The sequence below is a fragment of the Shewanella sp. genome, assembly GCF_047975355.1.
Taxonomy (GTDB): Bacteria; Pseudomonadota; Gammaproteobacteria; order Enterobacterales; family Shewanellaceae; genus Shewanella.
Genome location: NZ_JBKEDJ010000017.1, coordinates 34,788 through 58,278 on the forward strand (window position 1 = coordinate 34,788; position 23,491 = coordinate 58,278).

The following is a 23,491-nucleotide window of genomic DNA, read 5'->3' on the forward strand; positions in this document are numbered from 1 at the left end:
TTTGTCCCCTAATCCGACGCGTCTTGCCCTATTTCCTTGCGATATTCCCAACTAACCTATAGCAGACTTAGATGGTCGCTGCTGAGCCATTTTGCGCTTATCCCTCGGCGACGACCGCATCGATAGCCGCGGGTAAGCGGATCTCAATTCGAGTCAGTAACTTAGCGTCATCCACCACGAGATTAGCCTCACCCTTTTGCGCTCGGGCGAATAAGCGCGCCGCATAGGTACCAATACCTAAGCCTTCGCTCTTGCCTTGAGTCACGTATTTTTCCCAAAAGCGCTCCCGAATATCGGCGGGCACGGCGCCAGTGTTTTCGATAGCGATCAACACGTCTCCTTCCTGGCGCGACAGCGAAATCGCCACTTTTGTCTTAGCTCGCGCCGCCTCAAACGCATTTTTTATCAGGTTAAATAACATAGGATGACACAATTTAGGATCACCCATCACATCGAAGCTACTACAGGGGTCTTCATCGGGTAACAAATACGCCACTAACTGTTTGCTGTGAAAGTTAACCTGCGCCGCCTGTAGCAATTGCTTAAGCATCTCATGCACCGAAAACCACTCGGCATCTAAGGCATATTGCCCCGCCTCGATACGCAGGATATCCGAGGTTAAATTCACAGTATTAATCGACTGCAGTGCCAGTTCATCGACCAAATTAATCTTGGACAGCCAATCCTTAGGGCAACTTTTATCCTGCGCGAGTTTTTGCGCAAGAGCGCTAATCGTCACCAGCGGATTTTTAAGATCATGGCTCATGATGCCATCGGCATTGTCTTTTAGTTGTGCCAAACGCTGCATCTCGTTGCACTCTTGCTGTAATGCCCGCTGGCGCTGCTGTTGCGCCAGCACATTCGCGAGTTTGAGCTTTAAGATCTCCGGCGGTACTGGCTTAGTGAGATAGTCGATAGCGCCGCCTCTTAACCCCTGTAGGTGATGCTCAACCTCCCCAAGGGCGCTAATAAAGATCACTGGGAGCTGAGCCGTCTTGGGCTCAGCTCTTAAGGCTTGCAGCACTTGATGTCCGTCCATTTCGGGCATCATTACATCTAACAACACTACATCGGGCGGCGTTGCCGAGTGGCAAATTTTTAGCGCTGCCTTACCGTCCTTCGCAAACAGCACTTTATATTCGTCGTTTAACAGCCCCGACATAAAGGCGAGATTATCTGGCATATCATCGACCACCAGCACCACATTCATTTCTGATGAGGTATCAGGCATGGGCGTTTCTACAGCATTAGCAACGATGGACAAAGGTGGAACAGACTTAGCCCGCTTATGCCGGCGGGTAAACGCCTGTAACACTCTGGCCTGTAAGGTTTTGGAGTTAAAGGGCTTAGCGATAATATCCGAGACTCTGTATTTCATCGCCGCGTCCACTAAACCTCGATGAGCATTGGCCGTCACTAAGATAATCGGCAAATCCTGCCATTTCTCCTGTTGGCGCAGGTACTCAAGTAACTCTTGGCCATCACCATCCGGCATGCTCCAATCTAACAACAAGAGATCGAAATGAGTACGCTGCAACATATCCAAAGCTTGGCGGCCACTATCAGCCTGTAACACTTGACCGAATCCGAGTTGGCGCAGTTGTTCCGCCATAATTTTACGTAGGGCATCCATATCCTCGACAATCAAGCACTGCATCTGACCTAATTGCATACTTCCTCCCTCGTCTGTTGTGCCTGTTTAAGTACCTGCAGTCGCGCTAATGCCTGTTCAAAATCAAACAGTTCAACATCCATTTTTAACTGTTTGAGTACACTGGCCTCCGCCTGTAACTGCGGCGCATGGAAAAGCTTATTCACCCATTCCAATGCATTGGTGTTGTATTCCATCAGGCTGTTTTCTAATTGTTCAACAACCCCAATTAGGGCGTCATCATCCAGCGTCGTTTCATCCTTAGTGCCGAGCTGTTGATGCCAAAGCTCCAAGCCATTGACTAAACACTGTAATTCGGTTTGTAACGCCAACAGTTGCTCGTGTAACTCCACGGTGAAACTCTGCTGCTCCGTCTGGCATTGCTGCTCAAGTTCACCAGCTTGGCGACTGATATCCACCGCCCCCACATTGGCTGCAACGCCTCTTAAGGTGTGCAGGCTTAGGCGTAGCTCATCGGCATTTTCATCCTGCCAGGCACGCTGTTGTTGTCCGAGCAGTGTCTTGCTGGTGTTGATAAACAGCCCTAACAAATGGCTGTAGAGCGACTCATTGTGGTCGCAAAGCGCCAAGCCATTGTGAGTCTGTAAACCATCAAGCTGTGGCAGGCTGTGAGCTGTGCTCGTTCGTTTTAACATTAAGGGCACAGGTTTACGCTGCTTGGGCGTGATCCATCGCGCCATCACAGTGTAAAGATCCTTCACATGCACAGGCTTAGTGATTTGATCGTTCATCCCCACCGCCAGTGCCTTTTCAATATCACCGGACATAGCATTGGCCGTCATGGCTAAAATCGGCAGATTGGCAAATTCAGGTAATTCGCGGATACGGCGAGTCGCCTCGTAACCATCGAGCACTGGCATCTGGCAATCCATTAACACGCAATCGAAGAACTGCTGTTCGACCTGTTCAATAGCCTCAAGCCCATGGTTAGCCACAGTAACATTCACGCCCGCTTGGCGTAATAACTCCACCGCCAGCTCCTGATTAAGCTGATTATCCTCAACCAGTAACACCTCTGCCCCCGCTAATTGGGTCTTAAGTGCGTGTAAGGAATGGTCCTGCTGCACCTGTCTGCCATTCTCGTTGTTGAGTCCCAGCAGGGATAACAGGGCGTTGCCGATCGCGATGGGAGTCAGTGGTTTCGTTTCAGAAAGCACTCTCTGATTATTTTCAATCAGCGGCCTGAGGGCATCCTGATCAGTGAGATTACCAATCAACAGCATCCGCGAATGATCATTTACCGTTAATGCTTCGAGTAAAGCAGGCTCAAATACACTGAAGTCACAAATTATCAGGTGCCTTGCTTCGCTGTGGTTAAGTTCGTTAATGACACTTGCCACGTCGACAGTTTCAACCTGCATATCGACCGAGAGACTATGTTCAGTGATTAATTTCTCTAGCCTTGGGTGCAAACCGACGAGCTTTGCACTTTCTCCTTCTAAGGCGCCAAATAGAGCCTTAGGTTCATAAGCATTCGTCATATTCAACGTCAACCGGAGGTAAAAACGGCTACCCACTCCGAATTCACTCTCGCACCACACCTCACCGCCCATCAGATGAGCGAGACGCTTACAGATAGCTAGACCTAAGCCTGTGCCGCCATATTCCCGAGAAGTAGAGGCATCCACCTGCTCGAATGAGCCAAAAAGAACACCTTGTTTTTGTTCGGGAATACCTATACCAAAATCTTCCACACAGAAGGTCAGCTCAACCTGCTCGCCATTCTCCTTACTGCCGCAACTCAACACCACACTGCTGTTGTTATGGGAAAACTTAACCGCGTTATTGCAGTAGTTGATCAGGATTTGCCCCAAGCGCAGACCATCACCATGGTAATAACGGGGTAATTCGGGCGGGAGATCGAAGATAAAAGCGATGTTCTTCTCTTCAACCTTGTAACTCACCACATTGGCTAAGTTAGACAGCACATCATCAAGATCGAATACCGTGCATTCGATATCCATCTTCTCGGCTTCGATTTTGGAAAAATCCAAAATATCGTTGAGTATGCCCAGCAGTGAGCCAGCTGCCTGATGCACCTTGCCCACATAATCCCGCTGCTTGCTACTCAACTCTGTCTGCAACACCAGATACGACATACCGAGAATGGCATTCATGGGCGTGCGGATCTCGTGTGACATATTCGCTAAAAAGTCTGACTTAGCGCGGTTGGCCGCCTCGGCCGCATCTTTGGCTACGGCTAACTCATCCTGAATCGACTTAGTGTCGGTAATATCTAAGGCCCAACAGAGATTGGCATTTTGCCCGTCCTGCACTGTGTGATAAGAGGTCAGCAGTACATCGCGGGGGTGGCCATGACAATCAAACACTTGGGTCTCAAATACCGTACTATCTTGGCTTAAATCCAATTCGCGAATGTAACAAAGGTAATCATCGGGCTGCACAAAAATCTGGTAGACGGATTGACCCACTTGCAGCCCTGTCATCTCAGTTATTTGCTCATTCGCGTAGCGGCAGACCCCTTCGATACAGATCCAAACTCCAATCGGGCTCCTGCCCAACACGTTTTTCAGCAGATCCCGCTCGCGCTCAAGCAAAGCATTCATCAACTTTCGTTCGGATAAATCGTGGTATGACCCCAGCACAAACAGCTCGCCATTTAGCTCGATGCGCTTGAGTGTAACCTCGACGTGAATGACTTCGGCGGCAGTGGTAATAAAGTCAGCTTCAAACTTAAGCTGCCCTTGATCTAACACCGTTTGGAGACGCTGCTCAAACACACTCTGCTTTTCAGCATTACCGTCCTGTTCAGCGTAATAAGCCAAAGTTCGCTGACCAATAAGCTGGTCTTTACTCTGATACTTAAGTAATGACAGCAAGGCACTATTACATTCAATGATCACTCCTTGGCTATCGGTAATCACGCAGGCATCAACCGCTGAATCGAACAGGGCCTGGAACTTGTGCATACTCAGGCTTAGCTGTTCCTCAGTGTGGATCCGCCGCACAATGTCCTTATTTAACCTTCTGTTTCGCAAGCTGAATAGAAACAGCACCAGCAATACCGCCACGGCAATGCGTACCGCCCAGTCAAACACGTACTGCTTCTTGATCCCCAATTCGTATTGCACATTCACCCAACGGTGTTGGATTTCGCGCACCTTATCCTGCGGGATTTGAGCAAATGCCTTGTTTAAGATGCTCTGTAGTTCGGGCCAGTCCTTGCGTACCCCCATAGCAATGCCAAAGCGGTAATCACTGGCGGCCACTATCTGTAGGCGACTAAAAGGTGGCGACTGGAGTATATGCGCCGTACTCGGAAAATTAACAAATGCCGCATCGACCTGACGCTTATCGACCGCCATTAAGGCTTGTTCCAAATTATTGAAGGGGGTAAGCGAAATATCAGGATAGTCTTCAAGCAGTTGCATTTGAGTAATATCACCAGCAACCACACTGACCGACTTCCCCTTGAGGCCTTCTAGACTGTTAGGATGCTCGCCCTCGACATGGGCCACTATCACAGGAGGATACTGATTTAAGGCATCAGTAAATAACATCCACTGTTCACGCTCAGTGTCCGCCGATGCTAGAGATAACATATCCACTTTACGGCGCTTAAACTCCTCGACAGCTTGCTGCCAAGACCCTTCGTTATAGGTTTGAAAAATCAGCGGCACCACACGACTGATTTCGGCGAGATAATCCGCCATCATGCCGCGGTGAATACCGTTTTCATCAATAAAATCAATCGGAGCGGAATGGGGGTCCACCCCCACCCTCACTATGGGGTTGTTGTTAATAAAGGCCCTTTCCTCTACGGTTAACATGCTCATAAAGCGATGCACATCCATATTCGGGACCAGTGCTCCTAAACGAAAATCGACCAAAAACAGATTTTTATTGAGCGCCAACGAGACACGAGCAAAATCTGGCTGCAGTGAGTCAAAATCGAGTAACTCATAGTAATCGTTATAGTTATTAGAGCTGATGATCAGTGGCGCAATCAGAAACTCCGTCCCCTTGGCGCGAATATCCACCCCGTTTAAGTAGTCGAACAGCAGCACGAGACCAAACGCCCCCTGAAACTCCACACCACCGACACCCGCGGCAATAGTGCCCTGTTGGATCCCTTGCGCGAGCGGATGGTCCCAACTTAACGAGGCAATATGGGGGATTGGCCGTAGCGGATTGGCTTCGGCCTCACGACTCACCGCCAAGGCCATTGTGGTATCCATGGCAATAACGGTATTAATTTTGGGGTCTTGTTCAATGGCGTTAAGATAAGCCTCACGCGCCGCCGAGGCCGTCCAATCGGTATTCACCACTTTGAGCTTGGCATTGGCAAATTGCTTGTTCACCGCGCTTTTAAGCTCAGCAGTACGCTTCTGCACATCAAGGTGATCTTTGCTTCCCGCGAGTAACAGCACATTCATGCGCTCGGTAGCGCTTTTATGCTCAAATACCTTTTCAAGCAGACTTTGTCCAAGATTGCTGTTATTCAGCGCCACTCGGCCAATCCAGTTCGGGTTTTGAGTTCTTAGGGATAATGAGCTCTGTTTAAATTCAGAATGAATGGTAACAACAGGTATATGCTGCTGATTTGCCTCAATTAAGAGTTCCTGCCCCATACCCGCAACGGGGACAAAAATAATCCCAGAAACATCGTTATCTATCGCATCATGGCCCAGCTTGAGTAAGGTTTCAGGCGTGCCGTCGCCGTAAACGACGTCGAGCTGGATATTGAGATCCAACGCCGCGATCTTGGCGAACTTCGCGATCTGATGCCAAAAGGGTCTGTCCGCCTCCAAAATCATACTCACCCTATGACTATGGGCGAGTTTTTGCGCAGGAGTTAGCTGGGATAAGGCCTGGCGATGCTGCAGTTTCGACGACTCATTTGCCAGCGCAGCATTGGGCCATCCCCACACCAGCACGACAAATAAACTCATTAGGCAGGCAAGATATCCCAATGAAGCGGTACGCTTACCAAGATACGCTTTTTGTTTATGCCAGCCGATGGCAGCCAAGACTTGCCGAATGGCCCTGTGTAAACGACCCGATGAAATGCCAAAAACGGCCATAACTTTTCCTCTTAGGTTAAGTTTCTTACCGTCCCGTTGGTATGAATGGTGTGATCAAGAATGAGAGCAGACGAAATGCGAACAGCTAAAACACGTTGGATGCTATTGAACCCGAGGTAGGAGGAACATATCTGGCCAGCTTATCCACCCAGCCAATGGTGCTTTCGCTCATAAAACGGACAACAATTGTAAGAAAAACTCTACCCACTAAAAAGCATCAATCACTAAAAGTGTGAACAAAATAGGCCAAAAGATACAACATGATACATTTTTTTGGGGTATCATCCTAACAGTACAAGATTTAACCAGCCGTTAAATCCGCGATTTTATTTTTCCGTCAAGCTAACAGCTATCGCCATCATATAACCTGAACAATGAAAACTTATTCATAATACTCTTATGATAATTTTCAAATTGTTATATTAAATTTTCATGGAATTAAGCAGCATTAACCGCCTAGTTTGGCACTGGCATTAACGGGGACGAATTGGGGTTAACTCAGTATCGCCGCCGGATTAATACGGGAAACCAACCGACTCAGTTGAGGCGAAACCATGACACCATTTGTCACAAAACCCACCCTATTAGTAGTGGATGACACCCCAGATAATATTCAGATCATTCATGGGATCCTGTCAGCGCAATATACGATCCGTGCGGCGACATCGGGTGAAAAAGCATTAAAACTAGCCAGTACCCATCCATTACCAGAGTTAATCTTACTCGATGTGATGATGCCTGGGATGGATGGTTTCGAGACCTGCCGCAGGCTCAAACGCGATCCAGTAACCAGCAAGATCCCAGTGGTATTTGTAACTGCCAAGACAGATACCATAGACGAGCAGACTGGGTTTGAGCTCGGCGCTGTGGACTATATTTCCAAACCTATTAGCCCTCCCGTGCTTAAGGTGCGCACTCAAACCCATTTAGCCTTGAGCAATCAGGCCAGACAGCTGGAGGCACTGGTTCAGCAGAGGACGCGGGAGCTTGAATTAACTCGTCATAAGATTATTCAAAAGCTTGGGCTGGCGGCAGAATATCGGGACAACGAAACCGGATTGCATATCACCAGAATGAGCCACTACGGCCGCATTTTGGCTCAGCATGTCTGTGAGTCCCAAGCTTGGTGTGAGATGTACTTTACCGCATTACCTATGCACGATATTGGCAAAATAGGCATTCCAGATTCAATTCTGTCGAAACCGGGGAAACTCACCGATGATGAACGCCGGCAAATACAACAGCATACTACCGTTGGCGCCCAGATCCTCGGCGACGAGGATGATCCGCTACTATCCCTCGCGAAGGAAATCGCCCTTTATCACCATGAACGCTGGGATGGAGCTGGCTATCCCCATGGCTTAGCAGGAGAGCAAATTCCATTAAGTGCTCGTATTGCCGCCGTTGCCGATGTCTTCGATGCACTCACCTCAGACCGTCCCTATAAAGTGGCGTGGAGTACAGAGCAGGCCTTTAATTACATTGAAGAAAACTCTGGTACTCAGTTTGATCCTAAGCTTGCGCTCGCATTTATCGCCTGCAAGGAGCAAATACTGCAAGTACAGCAACGTTTTGCAGAACCTGCTGCCACATCAGATCCTTGAAAGCCTGACGAAAAAACGGCAACGAGGTAGACTCATAGGACATAGGGTAAAACGGATAGGGACGAAAGATGAATCCAGCAAAAGTGGTGCGTGCCGAGGTAAAGCAATTAACGGACTTACCCAATATCGGTAAAGCCTGCGCAGCGGATCTACGTCTGCTTGGCATAGAGACACCTGCGCAATTGCTCGGGCGTAATCCCTACGAAATGTATATCACACTGTGTGATAAAACAGGTCTAAGGCACGACCCCTGTGTGCTCGATGTATTCCTGTCTATCACCCGCTTTATGGCGGGTGATGACCCTAAACCTTGGTGGTTTTACACCGAAGAACGCAAACAAACATACGGCCGCATTTAATCTGAGCTATTTTGCTGCGACAGCCTCTCTAGGGATGTTGACGTGGGGGATTCTGGTGCCAGCGAATCAGATTCAGTCGTGGGATCATCCCTTAACCACTCGCGCCAGATGGCAATCAATAACGCCATCAATACAGGGCCGACAAACAGGCCAACAAATCCCATGGTTTTTACCCCACCGATCAAGCCAAAGAAGGTCGGTAGAAAAGGGAGTTTGATAGGCCCGCCCACCAAATTGGGCCGCAGGGTTTTATCGACAATAAATAGCTCAATACTGCCCCAGAGGAATAAACCCACCCCCGCTGTCATATCGCCAGTGCCAACTAGATAGAATGAAATCAAGGTGAACATGGTTGGTGCACCGCCGGGCACTAAGGCCATAAAGGCTGTCAGCACACCAAAAGCCACAGCCGAAGGCACGCCGGCAATCCAGTAAGCAATCCCCAGCACTATACCCTCGCCGATAGCGATAAGTGTCATGCCGATGACGGTCGAACTCACAGTCGCAGGCACCACGCGGGAAAAGCGATGCCAACGGGCGGGAAGAATTCGCTCGCCGACAATATCCAACTGCTTAGCCACCGACTCGCCATCTTTATATAAGAAAAACAGCGTGATCAGCATAAACAGTAAGGTCAGCAGCAAGCCTAAGGTATTCCACCCCAATTGCAGTACCCAACGGGAAATACCACTCAGATTCTGACCGCTAATCGCGCTGACTATTTTACCCAACTCATGAGGCTCGCCGATAAACTGTTGCCATTGCAGGGTGAGCCACTCACCAATCCAGGGTAGATCCTTAATCCACAGCGGCACAGGAGCACCATGCTGGTTGGCATACACCAGCCACTCAACCCAAGCTCTAATCTCTTGCAAAGCATAGGAAAAGACAAAGATCAGCGGCGTGATTAGCCCAACAATAATCAAAACTAACGCGATACTGGCAGACAGTGCCGAACGGTCACCGCATTTAGCCATTAATTTTTGATACAAAGGCCAACTGGAGAAGCATACGATCAGGGCGGCTAAGGCGGGCACTAAAAAGTCGATAAAGAAGAAAACACCAGCACACAGCAATAAAATCAATAGGGTACGACCCACCGCAGCATTGCTGATAATCTGTGCCATAGTCAAACTGACTCCTCGACTAAAAAAGATTGTACAACCTAGGTAAAGCCGCCATAAATATAGCGCCGATTTTCCTGTGCAGACTATCTTATATAAGCCGATAAATCATCTCATTATCCTAAGAAGCTTGAGGTAATTTTGAAGGATGACTAAGTGCATTTGCGAATGTTTGAGGTTCATCCACAATCAAGTTAAGCACTTTAATCGACTCCGGTAATTGCCCCATAGCACCATAATAAACTTGAGGTTGGTTAAATATCAGCTGCACATTGGCGGTATCACCACGACCTATAGTCAATATTTCTGATGCATCGCCAATTACGCTGCGATCTATTGCCGAAGACGGCAGCAGACTCGTCAAGCATCCTACTTTCAGGTCACTTATCTGGTTGAGATCGACCGCCATAAAACCCCACATACCGTTATTGATGATGAGCGTATCCCCCCTTTGATAGAGAGAGTAATAACGACTAATCCGATAATTCGCCGCCATTAATAAGATGGAATACAAAAGCAAACCTGAAACAAATAGCGCAGCAACATGGCTTATCCCATCGAGTAAACTGTAGCTCACCACTGAGGCGGCCATTAACCCCGCGATGATAACCAAGGCATGCCAAGGCTTAGCACTAAGCAAGCAGAGTGAGCCAATGGATGCTGCGTGGCGACGGGAAAAATAAGGAATGGCGTAATACCAACTGGCGGGTTCAGTGGCGAGGATTAAGCCTAATGTTAGCTTTTTCTCATCGGAGATGGGCGCCTTGGACAAGTCAGACGCTGACGATTTGTTAAGGTTATCTGACGCCATTTTTACCGCAGTTGAATCCAGCCGAATAGCAGCATATTGCTCGACGATAGTTAATCTTGGATCCCCCGAAGCCTTTCTCGCCTGCCATAACCCCTTAATAATACTCACCATCAAGTACAGCTCGATAAGGAGTAATACCGCAATAATGGGGTAACGTAGCCAAGCGATAAACTCGAAATACTCAGCCACTTCATGCGGATAGCTAAGCCTCGCCATCAGGCTACTCAAACTTAAAATAACCAACATCTTCCAGGGCTTTTGCACACCAATCTTGATGATCCAATACCAATAAAGCAGAGGCAGCAACACAAAATAGAGTGCCGTCACCACGGCTAAGGATAACTCTTCACGCGTGTTTGTAAGTTGCTCAGGCAGCAACTGAAAGCCTAGGACATATACCGCAATCATCAGTACCAGATAGGCAATACGGTATTTAACTTGGCGTCTAAGTCGGTTTTTTAGCATTTAACATCCCTATCAACGTGCATATTCAACTTAAGGATGTGACTCGATAATCCTCATCCCCATGATAATGAACACCAAACTCCTCAATTGGCTTAGCTGTGATATGGGGAGTGACGACCATGGAGACAAGGTTGAGTTAAAAATAATCAGTCAGATGATTAAACTATCAAACCTAAAGCCAATTGCCGTGTCAGTTCGGCGGCGGGTATGGCTCGGCAACCACTGGCATTTTGGCCGCACCATAGCGGGCTAAAATCTCCAAATCCTTGTCGCTCCGCCGCCGTTCTTAAGCCTGCAACTGCCGAGGATGCCAAGGGAAAATCCGGTACAGCCTCATTCATCGGCCCTATCTCGGCCATAAAACGGTTCACTATGCCGCGAGCGGGTCTACCGGAAAATAAATTCGTTAGTGCCGTATGCTGCGCGGCGTCGCTTTGCAGCGCAGCACGATGAATGCTGCTGATATTGCACTCGGGGCAGAGTAAATAGGCCGTCCCCACCTGCACCGCCGAGGCGCCCATTGTCATGGCAGCGCGTACTGTGGCCGCATCGACAATCCCTCCGGCGGCAATAACCGGAATATCCACCGCCGCAATCACCTGTGGTAATAGACTAAAGGTCCCCTGCTGCTCGGTTAAATCCTCGGATAAAAAGTGCCCTCTATGCCCACCCGCTTCTAAGCCTTGGGCAATAATCGCATCGGCGCCACGGGCCTCAAGCCAAAGCGCCTCCTCGACTGTGGTCGCCGTGGAGATAACTTTTGAACCCCAAGATTTGATTTCCAGCAGCAACTCTTCATCGGGCAGACCAAAATGGAAACTCACCACCTCGGGCTTAAATTTGGCTAACACTTCGGCCTGTGCCTTGCTGTAGGGTGTGCGCTGGGCGCCAGCAGGCTGCGCATTCGGGTCGAGATTAAATTCCGTAAAATAAGGCGCCAACTGTTCGAGCCAAGCCGCTTGTTTGGCCGCCTGCGGCATCGGCTCGCTATGGCAAAAGAAGTTCACATTGATAGGTTTAGTGGTATTACTGCGGATTTCGGTTAACTCGGCTTCAAGCGCCTCGAGGGACAACATGGCACAGGGTAATGACCCCAAACCACCGGCCTGCGATACCTCAATCGCCAGCGCACTTCCTTGCACGCCCGCCATCGGCGCTTGAATAATCGGAAACTGGATCCCAAACAATTGTGTTAATCGGCACGGCATATCCTACCTCCCTTAACTTTTAAACTCTAATTTGAAGCCTACTCGTCTCATTAAAATATACAGCGACAAATTTGCGCACAATCATAAGCAACTAGCATGTAAGAGTTAAAAACGCCTACGAATTGAAGGTGACCAGTTCCAATAAGCTACACGTCAAGTCGTTCCTTATTACCTACAATGAAGTAGGACAAAAATCAATTGACAAAGATGCTGTATTAAGTTGATATCAAATTGATTTAATAGACTAAATCAATGAAAAATCATATCACTAGATATACACAATTATTTTTAAACGGAATTACTCGAAGTGAAAAAATACAAGATTGTAAACAACCTTAAATTTGAAGCTATTTTAATTCAAACAATACTATGGATTACGCTATCCGTCATTACGTTTGGTTTAGCCATCCCATTCTTTGCCTATTACTTTATAAAAAGTATTTTAAATACCACTGAAATCCACGAGTTTGAGAAAGATACCTTTGTAAAAAAAGTGGTTCGAAATAATGATGAAAGTCATGTGGATGATAGATACAAGAATAATGACGTCTGGAAGTCGTAAATATCCTTAAATGTGCGCGCTAGGTTATTCTAACGCGCTCAAATAAACTTTAATTTGCTCGAAAATGTTTAAAACAGGTAATCGGCACCTAAGCTAACAAACAAGGCTAATCCCGCCCAGTTATTGTTGAGGAAGGCTTTAAAGCAAGGAGCCCTTTCGCGGCCAAAAATCAGCATTTGCTGGTAAGTGCTAAAGCCAACGAAGGTGAGTAATCCCAAGCCATAAACCAAGCCACGGTCAGCGCTCCAACCGGCGGCGATAAAACACAGCAGCGCGGCAAGTTGGAATAATCCAATGATTTGGCGGTCGTATTTGCCAAAAAGAATGGCGGTCGATTTGATACCGACCTTTAAATCATCATCCCTATCGACCATGGCGTACATAGTATCGTAGGCCACAGTCCAAAACCAATTGGCGGCAAATAACCACCAGGCTTCGATGGGCACTTCACCGGTTTGCGCCGCATAGGCCATGGGAATCGACCAGCTCCACACCACACCCAAAAACATCTGCGGCATGTTCGTTACCCGCTTAGTAAAGGGGTAGATAATGGTGAGAATAATGCCGACAACAGAGAGCTTAACCACTAAGCCATTGAGTAGTAAGACCAATCCAAAGGCTGCTAAACCTAAAATGACAAACAGGAGCAGGGCTTCTTTGGTGCTGATTTCGCCACTGGCGAGGGGACGGGATTTAGTGCGTTCAACGTGGGAGTCGAGGTCGCGGTCGGCATAGTCGTTAATAATGCAGCCGCAGGCACGCATGATCACCACACCGATAATAAAGATAATCAACACTTTAATATCGGGCATTCCACCCGCTGCTAGCACCAACGCCATTAAACAGGGCCAGAGCAATAACAAGGTGCCGATAGGACGGTCGAGTCGAGTCAGGCGGGAATACACGTCCCACTTCTGCTTTAGATTCATTAACTAGCTACTCCCAAACCTAATTTTTTATCTCGGTTGCTAGGGTAAGCATCATATACCCTAGCCACCTTTTAAGCGAATTTGTGCAGGCTGAAGCTGTCACAAAATCATGACATTGGCATCTATCAACGCGCCTCTAAACGCGCGTAGGCCACCACCAGCCACTTACTGCCAAAATCACTAAAATTCACCTGCACCCGCGCCTGCGCGCCACTACCTTCAAAGTTAGTCACTTTACCGTCACCAAACTTTGGATGATGCACCCTTTGCCCGACGCTAAAGCCAGTATCGTTGGCGACCGCCGACTTTTGCGCACTGAAGCGATTATTCGCCATCGGGGTCGACACCTGCGCCTTTAAGCGAATTTCGTCCACATATTGCGGCGGGATTTCCTTAATAAAACGCGATGGACGGGCATAATCTTCGCGTCCATAAATACGGCGGGATTCGGCATAGGTGATATAGAGTTTTTCCATCGCCCGGGTCATGCCCACGTAACAGAGGCGGCGTTCCTCGTCGAGTCTGTCGCCCTCTTCGAGCGCCATTTTGCTTGGGAAAATCCCCTCTTCGACACCCGCCATAAACACCATAGTAAACTCCAGCCCCTTGGCCGAGTGCAGTGTCATTAACTGCACCGCATCGGTAAAGGCGTCGGCCTGACCTTCGCCCGCCTCGAGTGCCGCATGGGATAAGAAGGCGTTAAGCTCGCCCATATCCTCAAGCTCCTCTGGCATTTCGAAGGTGCGCGCCGCGGTGACGAGTTCCTCTAAGTTTTCGATACGGGCGTGGGCCTTTTCACCTTTTTCCGCCTCGTACATGGCCTTAAGCCCAGAGGCTTGGATCACTGTGTCCGTCATCCGGTACAGCGCCATATCCTGAGTTTCTTCCTGCAGGGTGACGATAAGATCCATAAAGCCACGCACCGCAGAGGCGGCGCGGCCTGCGAGCACTTTTTCATCCAGCAGACGTAAACAGGCCTGCCATAGGGTGAGTTCCTGCTGACGGGCGGTCGAACGCAGAATATCTAAAGTGCGATCGCCAATGCCGCGGGGCGGTGTATTGACCACGCGCTCGAAGGCGGCATCGTCATTTTTATTGCTGATAAGACGCATATAACCCATAGCATCTTTAATCTCTTGGCGTTCGAAGAAGCGCAGGCCACCGTAAATACGATAGGCTAAGCCTTTGTGTAATAAGGCCTCTTCGAGCACCCGTGATTGGGCATTCGAGCGATATAAAATCGCGCAATCACTTAAATTGCCGCCTTTTTCGTACCAATCATTGATACGGCCGACAATAAAGCGCGCCTCGTCCATTTCGTTAAAGGCGCAGTAGAGGGAAATCGGCTCACCATCGGCTTCGTCGGTCCACAGCTCTTTGCCTAAACGCTCGGGGTTATTGGCGATAAGGGCGTTCGACGCCTTCAAAATATTGCCCTTGGAACGATAATTTTGCTCGAGGCGAATCGTAGTCGCCGTCGGGAAATCCCGAAGGAAGCGGTGCAGGTTTTCAACCTGAGCGCCGCGCCAACCGTAAATAGATTGGTCGTCATCACCCACTATCATCACGTTGGCCGTTTGGCCAGCCAGCACGCGGATCCACGCATATTGGATGGCGTTGGTATCCTGAAACTCGTCCACCAGAATATGCTTAAAACGCTCCTGATAATGCGCCAGCAGATGCGGTTTATTGAGCCACAGCTCGTGGGCACGCAGCAGGATTTCGGCAAAGTCGACTAAGCCCGCGCGGTCGCAAGACTCTTGATAAACCTGATAAATCTTCAGCAGGTTTTGCTCAATAGGAAAACCACCCGCATCAATATGCTTAGGCCGTAATCCTTGGTCTTTTTTACCATTGATATAGGCCTGCGCCTGACGGGGAGGATATTGTTTTTCATCCAGATTCAAACTTTTAAGGATGCGTTTCAGCAAACGCAGCTGATCGTCCGAATCGAGAATTTGGAAACTTTGTGGCAGACCCGCATCTTGGAAGTGAGTGCGTAATAAACGATGCGCCAGCCCGTGGAAGGTGCCAATCCACATCCGCCCCATATTGGTGCCTGCGACCTTTTCAACCCGCTCGCGCATCTCGGCCGCGGCTTTATTGGTAAACGTCACGGCTAAAATCGAGTAAGGACTCTGCTGTTCAACCTGCATTAACCACGCGATACGGTGGGTTAACACCCGCGTTTTACCACTGCCCGCCCCCGCAAGCACTAACATGCTAGATTGCGGTGCCGCGACAGCCTCGCGCTGTTTATCATTTAGGCCGTCTAGTAAAGAAGATACGTCCATTCTCGCCTCCAAAAAATCGAGGGGGCAGTATAACAGAAGAAATCCCACCTGCGCGCCTGATCCATAAGACAAGAGGTACGAGACAATAGCCATAAGATGATCAGTATGGAACTGTCCACTCTTAAGCACTGCCATTCCAGTGACACGCAGCAAGCACATCCCTGTGTGCTCGACGACGGCATCCATGCCGTCAACGGTCACTTCCATGACAGCGCTTAATCTAATTAACCTTTGCGTATATTTGCCAGCCAGAAAAGAATGATAAAGCTAAAACAATATCAAGTGATTACCCACCAAACCGTATAAAAACCGCTACCGCAAAAAAGCAAATTCCTATAGCATCATTTATACCATTTACACTGATGTTGCGGTAGACAAGTCCAACAAGCGATTTATGTCCTACAAACTGCGCTGCGCATAAATACTAAGAAGTTAAGTTCTCCATCAGTTATGAGTACATTGATAAAGGATTAAAATGAGTAAAGTAGAAGTAAATGCCAAAGGAATTAAAAATAGGCTAAAAAGCATTAAACCTTATAAATCGATTGCGGAGTATATCTGGAATGGTTTTGATGCTGGTGCAAATACGATAGAGATTGATTATCTTGCAACTGAAGTTGGTGATATTTATGAGCTATCTATTTCTGATAATGGTAAAGGAATGCCGCTAAGTCAGGTTCATAATAAATTTAAACCTGTTCTTTCTTCAGAGAAACGTGATAGTGAAATTCAGCATACACTAGTTCATGGTAAAAATGGTTTAGGCAGGCTTACATTTTATCACTTTGCACAAACGGCTCTTTGGAGAACTTGCTATAAAAAAGATAATGGTTTTTATGAATATACTATTACTGCCGACGAATCACATATCGATCAATATGACCCATCAGAAGAAGAAAGATGTGAAAATAACAAAACTGGTACAACTGTAAGTTTTAATAACATTTTTGATCTTTCAGATTTTTATTTTAAAAATACTATTATTGAATTTTTAAAAAAGAATTTGCTTGGTTGTTAGAATTAAAAAGAGATCTAGGATTTTCGATAATTATAAATGGGGAACCGCTCAATGTAGGTTCTTTGATTAAAGATGAAGATAGAATAACCATTGATATTGATGGCCATTCATTTGAAGTAAAGTATATTCAATGGAAAAGTAAGCTTAATCACCATTTCTCTAGGTATTACTGCGTCAGCAATCAATCAGAATTTAAATACTCAAAACCTACTACGCTAAATAATAAAGGTGATGATTTTTATCATAGTGTTCTCATTTTAAGTTCTTACTTTGATCAATTTAAGTGTGAGAGTAATGAGGGGCAAGCAGATCTTTTAAATTGGAATAATGACAAATCTCCTGAATTTAAAGAACTCATTCATAAAGTAAATGCTTCTTTAAGAGAAAAAAGGAAACCTTTCATAATAGATTATGCGAAGTCTCTAGTGGAAGAATATGAAGCCAAAGGTATCTTCCCAAAATATAATGCTAAAAATCGTTGGGAGATGATGCGAGCTAACGATATTAAAATGATGGTAATCCAGTTATATCAAGTTGAGCCGTGCATATTTTCAAATCTCAATACGACCCAGAAAAAAACGTTAGTTAGCTTTATGTCTTTTATCATAGATGGTGGTGAAATAGATGACCTATTTAAGATACTAGAAAATATTGTTGAATTAACTTCGCCTGAAAGAGAAAAGTTCGCAAAACAGTTACAGACAACAAAGCTTTCATCAATTATAAATACTATTGAATTAATTAGTGATCGTTATAAGTCTGTCGCGGAATTCAAAAAACTTGTTTTTGACCCTCAAATGTATGCAGGTGAAGTGCCTCATTTACAAAGGATGATGGAAAAGAACTATTGGTTAATAGGTGAAGAGTATCAACTGCTTACTGCGGCAGAGCCGAAGTTTGAAGAAGCCTTAAGAAGATTTACTTACATTCTAAATAATGATGGTGATAAGAAATCTATAGATCATAAAGATAAAAATAGAGAAATGGATTTATTCCTTGTAAGGCAAGGAAAAAGACAAAATAAAATTGAAAATGTAGTTTTAGAACTAAAGCACCCCACGAATATTAGGCTTGGTAAAAAAGAGTTCGATCAAATTTATAACTATTACCAAATAATCAAATCCGAACCTCAATTTAATGCTTCAAATATGGAGTGGAAATTTTATTTAATTGGAAATAAATTTGATTCAACAGATTACATTGCTGATCAACTTAGGAGCCATAAAAGTCACGGAGAACCAGGGTTAGCTTTTACCGGTAAATACAAAATATATGTATTTACATGGAGCGAAGTGTTTACTGAGTTTGAATTGAAGCATGACTTTTTAAATGAGAAGTTAAAACTTGAATTAGATCGATTGTCTGAAGGGCAGCATGACTCTGCCGATGATATTGTGTCTAAAACTAGAACTTCAGATGCGCCTGAAGAATTTGTAATTAAAGAATTTAACGAGACACCCACTGTTAAATTTTGCGGGTGAAACAGAACATCCACAACTCTTTGATGCTTTAAGTGACCAACAGACAACTCAACAATCACAGGGATACACCATCCCCTCGGAGTTGCCGCAGGGCGAATAGACAAATTGCGTGAGTCTCGCCATGGATGGCGAGCTAGCTTTCGCAGGTGCATGGACGCATCCTTCGGAAGCGATAGCAAATTTGGCTATGAGCACAAGGAGCTTTCAACTCCGTTGGGGGCGGCAAGGGAGATCCAAGAGGGAATTGCTGTTGATCCCCTCTTGGTCGGGTGTGGGGTGAAGCCCCACGACTTTGACTTTGCTTTTAAAAGCAATCAACCCAAGCTTGCCGACAAATCCTTAAAACTTCCCACTTATCACAACACCGTTGAAATGAAGACAATCTCTAACTCTTTGCTGCTGAACCGCGCTAAGGGTGTCGATATCATGGAAGGCAAACTCTGAGTGTTCATGGCTTAAGCGAATCACCGCATCGGCAGATGCAAACTCACAACGAAAGATAAAGGCTTGGGATTGAAAGGCGCTGTGATAATACACACCGCTCAGGTAGTGGACGTTCACCGCCAGCCCCAGCTCCTCTTGGCATTCGCGCAGCAGGGCTTCGTGAATCGTTTCGCCGGGCTCTAGGGCGCCGCCGGGTAAGCCCCAGGCGCAATTGCCGTAATTTGCCTTAAGGAGTAACACTTGGCCCGCATCGTTAATGATTACTGCATGGCTACTGAGCCGAAATCTATCTTCAAATGCCATGTCTCAATCCCACACTAAGGCTCTGTATCACTAGTTGCGATTAAAGGTATTGCAGCTGGCAAGCTTGCCTGAGGCAAAACCCGTCTTAAACCATTTTACCCTGTCAGCCGAACTGCCATGGGTAAAGGCTTCGGGTTGCACGGCGCGTCCGGCGAGTTTTTGCAGGCGATCATCCCCCACGGCACTTGCTGCGGCAATACCTTCTTCTACATCTCCGGCTTCGAGCAGATTGAGCTGCCTGTCGACATAATGCCCCCACACGCCAGCATAACAGTCGGCTTGCAATTCGAGGGCAACACTCAGTTGATTGGCCTGCGCCTTGCCAGCAGCTTGTTGTGCCTGACGCACTTTAGTGCTGGTGCCGAGTAGGTTCTGCACATGGTGACCGACCTCGTGGGCAATCACATAGGCGAAGGCAAAATCCCCCGGTGCTCCGAGTTTTTTCAGCTCCTCGAGAAAACTTAAATCGATATAAACTTTGCTATCGGCGGGACAATAGAAAGGCCCAGATTGCGCCTGTCCCATACCGCATCCCGTTGAGGTCATATTGCGATAAAGCACCAGTTTGGGCTCGACATATCGACCCTGTAGCAATTGATTCCAGACGGTTTCAGTTGTGCCGAGAATCGCCGCCACAAACTGGGCATTTTCATCTTGAGCCGCGATATTGCTGGCCGATTGTGATTGGCTAAACCCCGCTTGATTACTCGGTTCGAGGAATAATCCGCCGGTAACGTATTGAAACGCAAAATATAACCCGCCTAGTAACAATACCACTCGGCCGATTTTAGTTTGCAGCAGAAAAGGCAATAACCTAAGCAGGAGCGCACTGGGCACGCCCGCCGACGCCATCTGTTGGTCTCGTCTATCTTCGATATTGGAGCTGCGATCACTGTCACGCCAACGCATTGGATTTCCTAGGCTATAGGTATGGGAGCTAGCTTTCAGTGTAGCCGTTATTTGGGATCATTCTGCTCGGCGGGGGCCGCTTTTAACGAGCGCAAAAACAGCCCGAGTCCACCAAAGGCTAACACTAAAATCACGATCAAATCGAAGGCCGACATGGCCCTAAAGTGAAACTGAATCGAGCTGTTCACCCCGACAATTAAGGCGACTAAGGAGCCTAAGGTGAGCAGCCAACCGAGCTTGGTCTTGGCATCAAAAAACACCATCACTATCCCAAAGATAAACGGCAGCGTCACCATGCCTGTGGTGATAGAGAATCTCTGTCCAAAGGCATTCATGCGGTAGAGGCCATAGCCCAAGCCAAAACTGGAACTGACCTGTATCGCATTGAATAACAGATAAAATCCTGCACACATCATGGCAAGCCCAATAAAAAATTGGCCAATACCGCCCTGTGTTCCTCCCGCTCCCTTCATACCAATCCTTTCTATTGACGTTGTTGAATCGCTCTGTCGACAGCTTCTTTAAGCTGTTGGTCCTCTGCAGCCTTTTTGGCTTTTTCGTGGGCTGCCAACTGTTTATCCGCCTCGGCCACGCAGCGCTGTTTATCTAGCATGGGCTCGTAGGGGTCGACATCTGTCCGGGCGGAACAGGCCAGCTCCGCGCAGGCAGAGGTCAACAATGATGCGGACAAGACTAACATAATCAAAGGGGTTTTCATCTTCGGCTCCTCAACAAAATAGCTACACTTAATCAAGCTAACATTGGCAAGCTTTACTTGAGCTGTATCGATTATGTGCTCAACCATGTTGACACAGATCCACGAAAGGCAAACACTGAGTGATGTTTTTTTATCCACCCATGACCAACGCCCCATTGGTTCATCACGGGGCTAATTAAGACAAGGACTGCGCTTGAATACTCTACTCTTAGGTAAAGGTGAGCAACAGGTTCACTTAAATCTTAAATATGCCAACCGCCACGGACTGATCGCCGGCGCCACAGGGACGGGGAAAACCGTTTCGCTGATGACTCTTGCCGAAGGCTTTTCCCGCCAAGGTGTGCCGGTATTTATCACCGACATTAAAGGCGATATCTCTGGCCTTGGCGTTGCGGGCACACCAAACGACAAGCTATTGCAGCGGGCGGCCGAAATTGGCATTGAAGATTATCAAACGGAGGCTAATCCCTTGGTTTGCTGGGATCTCGCAGGAGAGCAAGGGCACCCCTTACGCACAACCGTGAGTGAGATGGGGCCGACTTTACTCGGGCGCATTCTCGAACTCAATGACACCCAAAGCAGTATTCTAGATATCGTCTTTCAACTGGCCGATGACCAAGGTTTATTGTTACTCGATCTCGACGATCTTCGCGCCATGCTCAACTTAGTCGCCGATGAGCGCAAAGAGGTCTCCGCCAAATACGGGCTTATCAGCGCCCAGTCCCTCGCCGCGATTCAACGCTCTGTCCTCGGCTTAGAACGCGATGGTGGCAAAGACTTTTTCGGCGAGCCTGCGCTACAACTCGAAGACTTGATGCGCACTAACTTGCAAGGGCGCGGCATTATCAACCTGTTAGCCGCCAATAAGTTAATCCTGACCCCTAGCCTCTACTCCAGCTTCTTGCTCTGGCTGCTATCAGAACTGTTTGAAAACCTGCCCGAAGTCGGCGATCTCGATAAACCCAAGTTAGTCTTCTTTATCGATGAGGCGCACTTATTGTTTGAAGGCTGCCCAACAAGTTTGCTTAAACGCATAGAGCAGATTATGCGGCTTATCCGCTCCAAGGGCGTCGGGGTGTATTTTTGCTCGCAATTCCCAGACGATATTCCCAATGAGATCTTAGGTCAGCTCGGTAATCGCATTCAGCATGCCCTTCGGGCGTATACCCCAAGGGATCAAAAAGCCGTTAAAACCGCGGCAGAGACCTTTGTGCCCAACCCTAAATTGGTGGTCAGCGAGGTGATCTCACAACTCGCCGTGGGCGAAGCTTTAGTCTCGACACTTGCCGAGAAAGGCGTGCCCACTATGGTGGAACGCGCCCTGATTGCGCCGCCCCGCTGTCGTATGGGGCCCGCAAGCCCAGAGGAGTTAAGCGCCATTCGTACCAAGAGCCCCATTGGCGGCAAGTACGATACCTTAATCAACCGAGAGTCCGCCTACGAGCGACTCAATCAGCGGCACGCCGAAATGGCCAATGGCGCCAGTAGCACCAAAACGGCGAATACGCCCGCCGCCCAAGAGGCGGAGCAAGGCTGGTTTAGTGAACTGATTTTTGGCAATAAACGCCGTCAAGGGTTAGCCGAGACACTCTCTAAACAAGCGGCGCGAACCGTGGGTAATCAACTCGGTAAACAAATATTGCGCGGACTACTCGGCGGCATACTAGGCAAGTCGACACGCAGATAACGGCGCTGGGCTAAAACCGTGCGCCAAACCGCATATTTTATATACACATTGGCACTACCATTAGCGTGAATTATTCTAAGTAGTGAGTGGATCTTAGTTAGGATTTAGGTGATAAGATTATTTTGCGAGTACCGCTCAGAGAGGCAAATAAATTCAAGTAATTTACCAATAGTTTTAAATAGTTGTGATTTAAAAATGGTGTAATTCGAGTTTAATCGTTTCGTTTTAATCAGGACATCATGGAACAGGTTTTACGCAAATGGCTTACATGATTAGCCTGATGAACAACCACTGAAAGTACATGGAGTTAGCTATGAGTAAAGAGCAAAAAAATCGCAAAGAGGCCAAGAAAAAGCCGTTAATGACGATGAAGGAAAAACGTGCCGCAAAACACGCCAAAAATGCGTCTAAAGGTCTCCTCGATAACGTTAAATAATATTGTGGCACTTTAGGGTGCGCCTCCAATATCGACAATTAAGGGTTAACTGCGGTTAGCCCTTTTTATTGGCTCGCTCTCGGTTATTGGTTATTTATCCCGCAAACAACCCAGATTAAGTTATCAATAAGGTGATGATTTAATTAGCCTAAGCCCTTAACTGAAAATGTCACCTAGACTAAAGCAACATGCACATTGCTTGAGTCTTTTGCTAAGGTTTTATTTACCTAGATCACCCTGAACCACAATCGCAGCTAAGTTACCGATTTATCAGCTTATTCCATTTTAGCCATCACAGCACCCGACGCTCGCTAGCCCTAGTGGAATATTGACGATAAGCCTCATAAGTCACGATTTAGACTGCATATAAACTCGTGTCAAAGCCTGTATTTTGAGCAGATTTGGGTATATAAGTAGTGATA

18 protein-coding genes are annotated in these 23,491 nt (G+C 47.4%); 7 read left to right on the forward strand and 11 right to left on the reverse strand.

Annotation, left to right across the window (positions count from 1 at the left end; translation table 11 throughout):
* Window positions 1-97 precede the first annotated feature (97 nt).
* Both ACK5NH_RS06655 and ACK5NH_RS06660 read right to left on the reverse strand, forming a co-directional pair.
* Complete coding sequence (locus tag ACK5NH_RS06655) at window positions 98-1,672, reverse strand: response regulator (protein ID WP_416918553.1); 1,575 nt, start codon at window positions 1,670-1,672, stop codon at window positions 98-100.
* On the reverse strand, window positions 1,663-6,717 hold the full coding sequence (locus ACK5NH_RS06660; RefSeq protein WP_416918555.1) for a response regulator: 5,055 nt from the start codon (window positions 6,715-6,717) through the stop codon (window positions 1,663-1,665). Before ACK5NH_RS06660 ends, ACK5NH_RS06655 begins: the two co-directional genes overlap by 10 nt.
* Window positions 6,718-7,271: 554 nt before the next feature.
* On the opposite strand from ACK5NH_RS06660, the gene ACK5NH_RS06665 reads away from it, so the two are divergent.
* Both ACK5NH_RS06665 and ACK5NH_RS06670 read left to right on the forward strand, forming a co-directional pair.
* The gene (locus ACK5NH_RS06665) at window positions 7,272-8,321 is read left to right on the forward strand and encodes an HD-GYP domain-containing protein (protein ID WP_416918557.1); all 1,050 of its coding nucleotides are present in this window, start codon (window positions 7,272-7,274) and stop codon (window positions 8,319-8,321) included.
* A 68-nt stretch (window positions 8,322-8,389) separates the two neighbouring features.
* The gene (locus ACK5NH_RS06670; protein ID WP_416918559.1) at window positions 8,390-8,680 is read left to right on the forward strand and encodes a helix-hairpin-helix domain-containing protein; all 291 of its coding nucleotides are present in this window, start codon (window positions 8,390-8,392) and stop codon (window positions 8,678-8,680) included.
* Here the strand turns inward: ACK5NH_RS06670 and ACK5NH_RS06675 are convergent.
* The 3 genes from ACK5NH_RS06675 to ACK5NH_RS06685 all read right to left on the reverse strand — a co-directional run bounded on the left by ACK5NH_RS06675 (window position 8,677) and on the right by ACK5NH_RS06685 (window position 12,288).
* The gene (locus tag ACK5NH_RS06675; RefSeq protein WP_416918561.1) at window positions 8,677-9,807 is read right to left on the reverse strand and encodes an AI-2E family transporter; all 1,131 of its coding nucleotides are present in this window, start codon (window positions 9,805-9,807) and stop codon (window positions 8,677-8,679) included. The two genes, ACK5NH_RS06670 and ACK5NH_RS06675, sit on opposite strands and share 4 nt — an antisense overlap.
* 118 nt (window positions 9,808-9,925) lie before the next feature.
* On the reverse strand, window positions 9,926-11,080 hold the full coding sequence (locus ACK5NH_RS06680) for a hypothetical protein (RefSeq protein ID WP_416918563.1): 1,155 nt from the start codon (window positions 11,078-11,080) through the stop codon (window positions 9,926-9,928).
* Between the two features lie 158 nt (window positions 11,081-11,238).
* The gene (locus ACK5NH_RS06685; RefSeq protein ID WP_416918565.1) at window positions 11,239-12,288 is read right to left on the reverse strand and encodes an NAD(P)H-dependent flavin oxidoreductase; all 1,050 of its coding nucleotides are present in this window, start codon (window positions 12,286-12,288) and stop codon (window positions 11,239-11,241) included.
* 307 nt (window positions 12,289-12,595) lie between these two features.
* Between ACK5NH_RS06685 and ACK5NH_RS06690 the strand changes: the two genes are divergently transcribed.
* Window positions 12,596-12,850 (forward strand): DUF6693 family protein, encoded by a 255-nt coding sequence (locus ACK5NH_RS06690; RefSeq protein ID WP_416918567.1) that lies wholly within the window; start codon window positions 12,596-12,598, stop codon window positions 12,848-12,850.
* A 68-nt stretch (window positions 12,851-12,918) separates the two neighbouring features.
* Here the strand turns inward: ACK5NH_RS06690 and ubiA are convergent, their stop codons facing one another.
* On the reverse strand, window positions 12,919-13,779 hold the full coding sequence (gene ubiA, locus ACK5NH_RS06695; RefSeq protein ID WP_088211875.1) for a 4-hydroxybenzoate octaprenyltransferase: 861 nt from the start codon (window positions 13,777-13,779) through the stop codon (window positions 12,919-12,921).
* Window positions 13,780-13,904: 125 nt separating this feature from the next.
* A complete protein-coding gene (gene uvrD, locus ACK5NH_RS06700) occupies window positions 13,905-16,073 on the reverse strand; it encodes a DNA helicase II (protein WP_220057186.1) in 2,169 nt (722 codons plus the stop codon).
* A gap of 475 nt (window positions 16,074-16,548) precedes the next feature.
* On the opposite strand from uvrD, the gene ACK5NH_RS06705 reads away from it, so the two are divergent.
* Both ACK5NH_RS06705 and ACK5NH_RS06710 read left to right on the forward strand, forming a co-directional pair.
* The gene (locus ACK5NH_RS06705; RefSeq protein ID WP_416918570.1) at window positions 16,549-17,091 is read left to right on the forward strand and encodes an ATP-binding protein; all 543 of its coding nucleotides are present in this window, start codon (window positions 16,549-16,551) and stop codon (window positions 17,089-17,091) included.
* Window positions 17,085-18,572, forward strand: a complete 1,488-nt coding sequence (locus ACK5NH_RS06710) for a hypothetical protein (RefSeq protein ID WP_416918572.1) — start codon at window positions 17,085-17,087, stop codon at window positions 18,570-18,572. The genes ACK5NH_RS06705 and ACK5NH_RS06710 overlap by 7 nt, the downstream gene beginning before the upstream one ends.
* A 339-nt stretch (window positions 18,573-18,911) precedes the next feature.
* On the opposite strand, the gene ACK5NH_RS06715 is transcribed toward ACK5NH_RS06710, so the two are convergent.
* The 4 genes from ACK5NH_RS06715 to ACK5NH_RS06730 are packed head-to-tail and all read right to left on the reverse strand — an operon-like array spanning window position 18,912 to window position 20,946.
* A complete protein-coding gene (locus ACK5NH_RS06715) occupies window positions 18,912-19,319 on the reverse strand; it encodes an NUDIX hydrolase (protein ID WP_416918574.1) in 408 nt (135 codons plus the stop codon).
* Between the two features lie 30 nt (window positions 19,320-19,349).
* On the reverse strand, window positions 19,350-20,228 hold the full coding sequence (locus tag ACK5NH_RS06720) for a neutral zinc metallopeptidase (RefSeq protein ID WP_416918576.1): 879 nt from the start codon (window positions 20,226-20,228) through the stop codon (window positions 19,350-19,352).
* A gap of 47 nt (window positions 20,229-20,275) precedes the next feature.
* Window positions 20,276-20,701: a hypothetical protein gene (locus tag ACK5NH_RS06725; RefSeq protein ID WP_416918578.1), complete on the reverse strand. Its 426-nt coding sequence runs from the start codon at window positions 20,699-20,701 to the stop codon at window positions 20,276-20,278.
* An 11-nt stretch (window positions 20,702-20,712) separates the two neighbouring features.
* On the reverse strand, window positions 20,713-20,946 hold the full coding sequence (locus ACK5NH_RS06730; RefSeq protein WP_109286837.1) for a hypothetical protein: 234 nt from the start codon (window positions 20,944-20,946) through the stop codon (window positions 20,713-20,715).
* Between the two features lie 193 nt (window positions 20,947-21,139).
* Between ACK5NH_RS06730 and ACK5NH_RS06735 the strand changes: the two genes are divergently transcribed.
* Both ACK5NH_RS06735 and ACK5NH_RS06740 read left to right on the forward strand, forming a co-directional pair.
* Window positions 21,140-22,633 carry a helicase HerA-like domain-containing protein gene (locus ACK5NH_RS06735; RefSeq protein ID WP_416918580.1) on the forward strand — a complete coding sequence of 498 codons (1,494 nt, stop codon included), beginning with the start codon at window positions 21,140-21,142 and terminating at the stop codon, window positions 22,631-22,633.
* Window positions 22,634-22,946: 313 nt separating this feature from the next.
* Window positions 22,947-23,069: a hypothetical protein gene (locus tag ACK5NH_RS06740; RefSeq protein ID WP_039978852.1), complete on the forward strand. Its 123-nt coding sequence runs from the start codon at window positions 22,947-22,949 to the stop codon at window positions 23,067-23,069.
* Window positions 23,070-23,491 lie beyond the last annotated feature (422 nt).

What these genes read in the sequence shown, in the direction of transcription:
- ACK5NH_RS06655 (WP_416918553.1), bottom strand. Translation starts at nt 1,672, where the DNA reads ATGCAATTAGGTCAGATGCAGTGCTTGATTGTCGAGGATATGGATGCC.
- ACK5NH_RS06660 (WP_416918555.1), bottom strand. Translation starts at nt 6,717, where the DNA reads ATGGCCGTTTTTGGCATTTCATCGGGTCGTTTACACAGGGCCATTCGG.
- ACK5NH_RS06665 (WP_416918557.1), top strand. Translation starts at nt 7,272, where the DNA reads ATGACACCATTTGTCACAAAACCCACCCTATTAGTAGTGGATGACACC.
- ACK5NH_RS06670 (WP_416918559.1), top strand. Translation starts at nt 8,390, where the DNA reads ATGAATCCAGCAAAAGTGGTGCGTGCCGAGGTAAAGCAATTAACGGAC.
- ACK5NH_RS06675 (WP_416918561.1), bottom strand. Translation starts at nt 9,807, where the DNA reads ATGGCACAGATTATCAGCAATGCTGCGGTGGGTCGTACCCTATTGATT.
- ACK5NH_RS06680 (WP_416918563.1), bottom strand. Translation starts at nt 11,080, where the DNA reads ATGCTAAAAAACCGACTTAGACGCCAAGTTAAATACCGTATTGCCTAT.
- ACK5NH_RS06685 (WP_416918565.1), bottom strand. Translation starts at nt 12,288, where the DNA reads ATGCCGTGCCGATTAACACAATTGTTTGGGATCCAGTTTCCGATTATT.
- ubiA (WP_088211875.1), bottom strand. Translation starts at nt 13,779, where the DNA reads ATGAATCTAAAGCAGAAGTGGGACGTGTATTCCCGCCTGACTCGACTC.
- uvrD (WP_220057186.1), bottom strand. Translation starts at nt 16,073, where the DNA reads ATGGACGTATCTTCTTTACTAGACGGCCTAAATGATAAACAGCGCGAG.
- ACK5NH_RS06705 (WP_416918570.1), top strand. Translation starts at nt 16,549, where the DNA reads ATGAGTAAAGTAGAAGTAAATGCCAAAGGAATTAAAAATAGGCTAAAA.
- ACK5NH_RS06715 (WP_416918574.1), bottom strand. Translation starts at nt 19,319, where the DNA reads ATGGCATTTGAAGATAGATTTCGGCTCAGTAGCCATGCAGTAATCATT.
- ACK5NH_RS06720 (WP_416918576.1), bottom strand. Translation starts at nt 20,228, where the DNA reads ATGCGTTGGCGTGACAGTGATCGCAGCTCCAATATCGAAGATAGACGA.
- ACK5NH_RS06725 (WP_416918578.1), bottom strand. Translation starts at nt 20,701, where the DNA reads ATGAAGGGAGCGGGAGGAACACAGGGCGGTATTGGCCAATTTTTTATT.
- ACK5NH_RS06730 (WP_109286837.1), bottom strand. Translation starts at nt 20,946, where the DNA reads ATGAAAACCCCTTTGATTATGTTAGTCTTGTCCGCATCATTGTTGACC.
- ACK5NH_RS06740 (WP_039978852.1), top strand. Translation starts at nt 22,947, where the DNA reads ATGAGTAAAGAGCAAAAAAATCGCAAAGAGGCCAAGAAAAAGCCGTTA.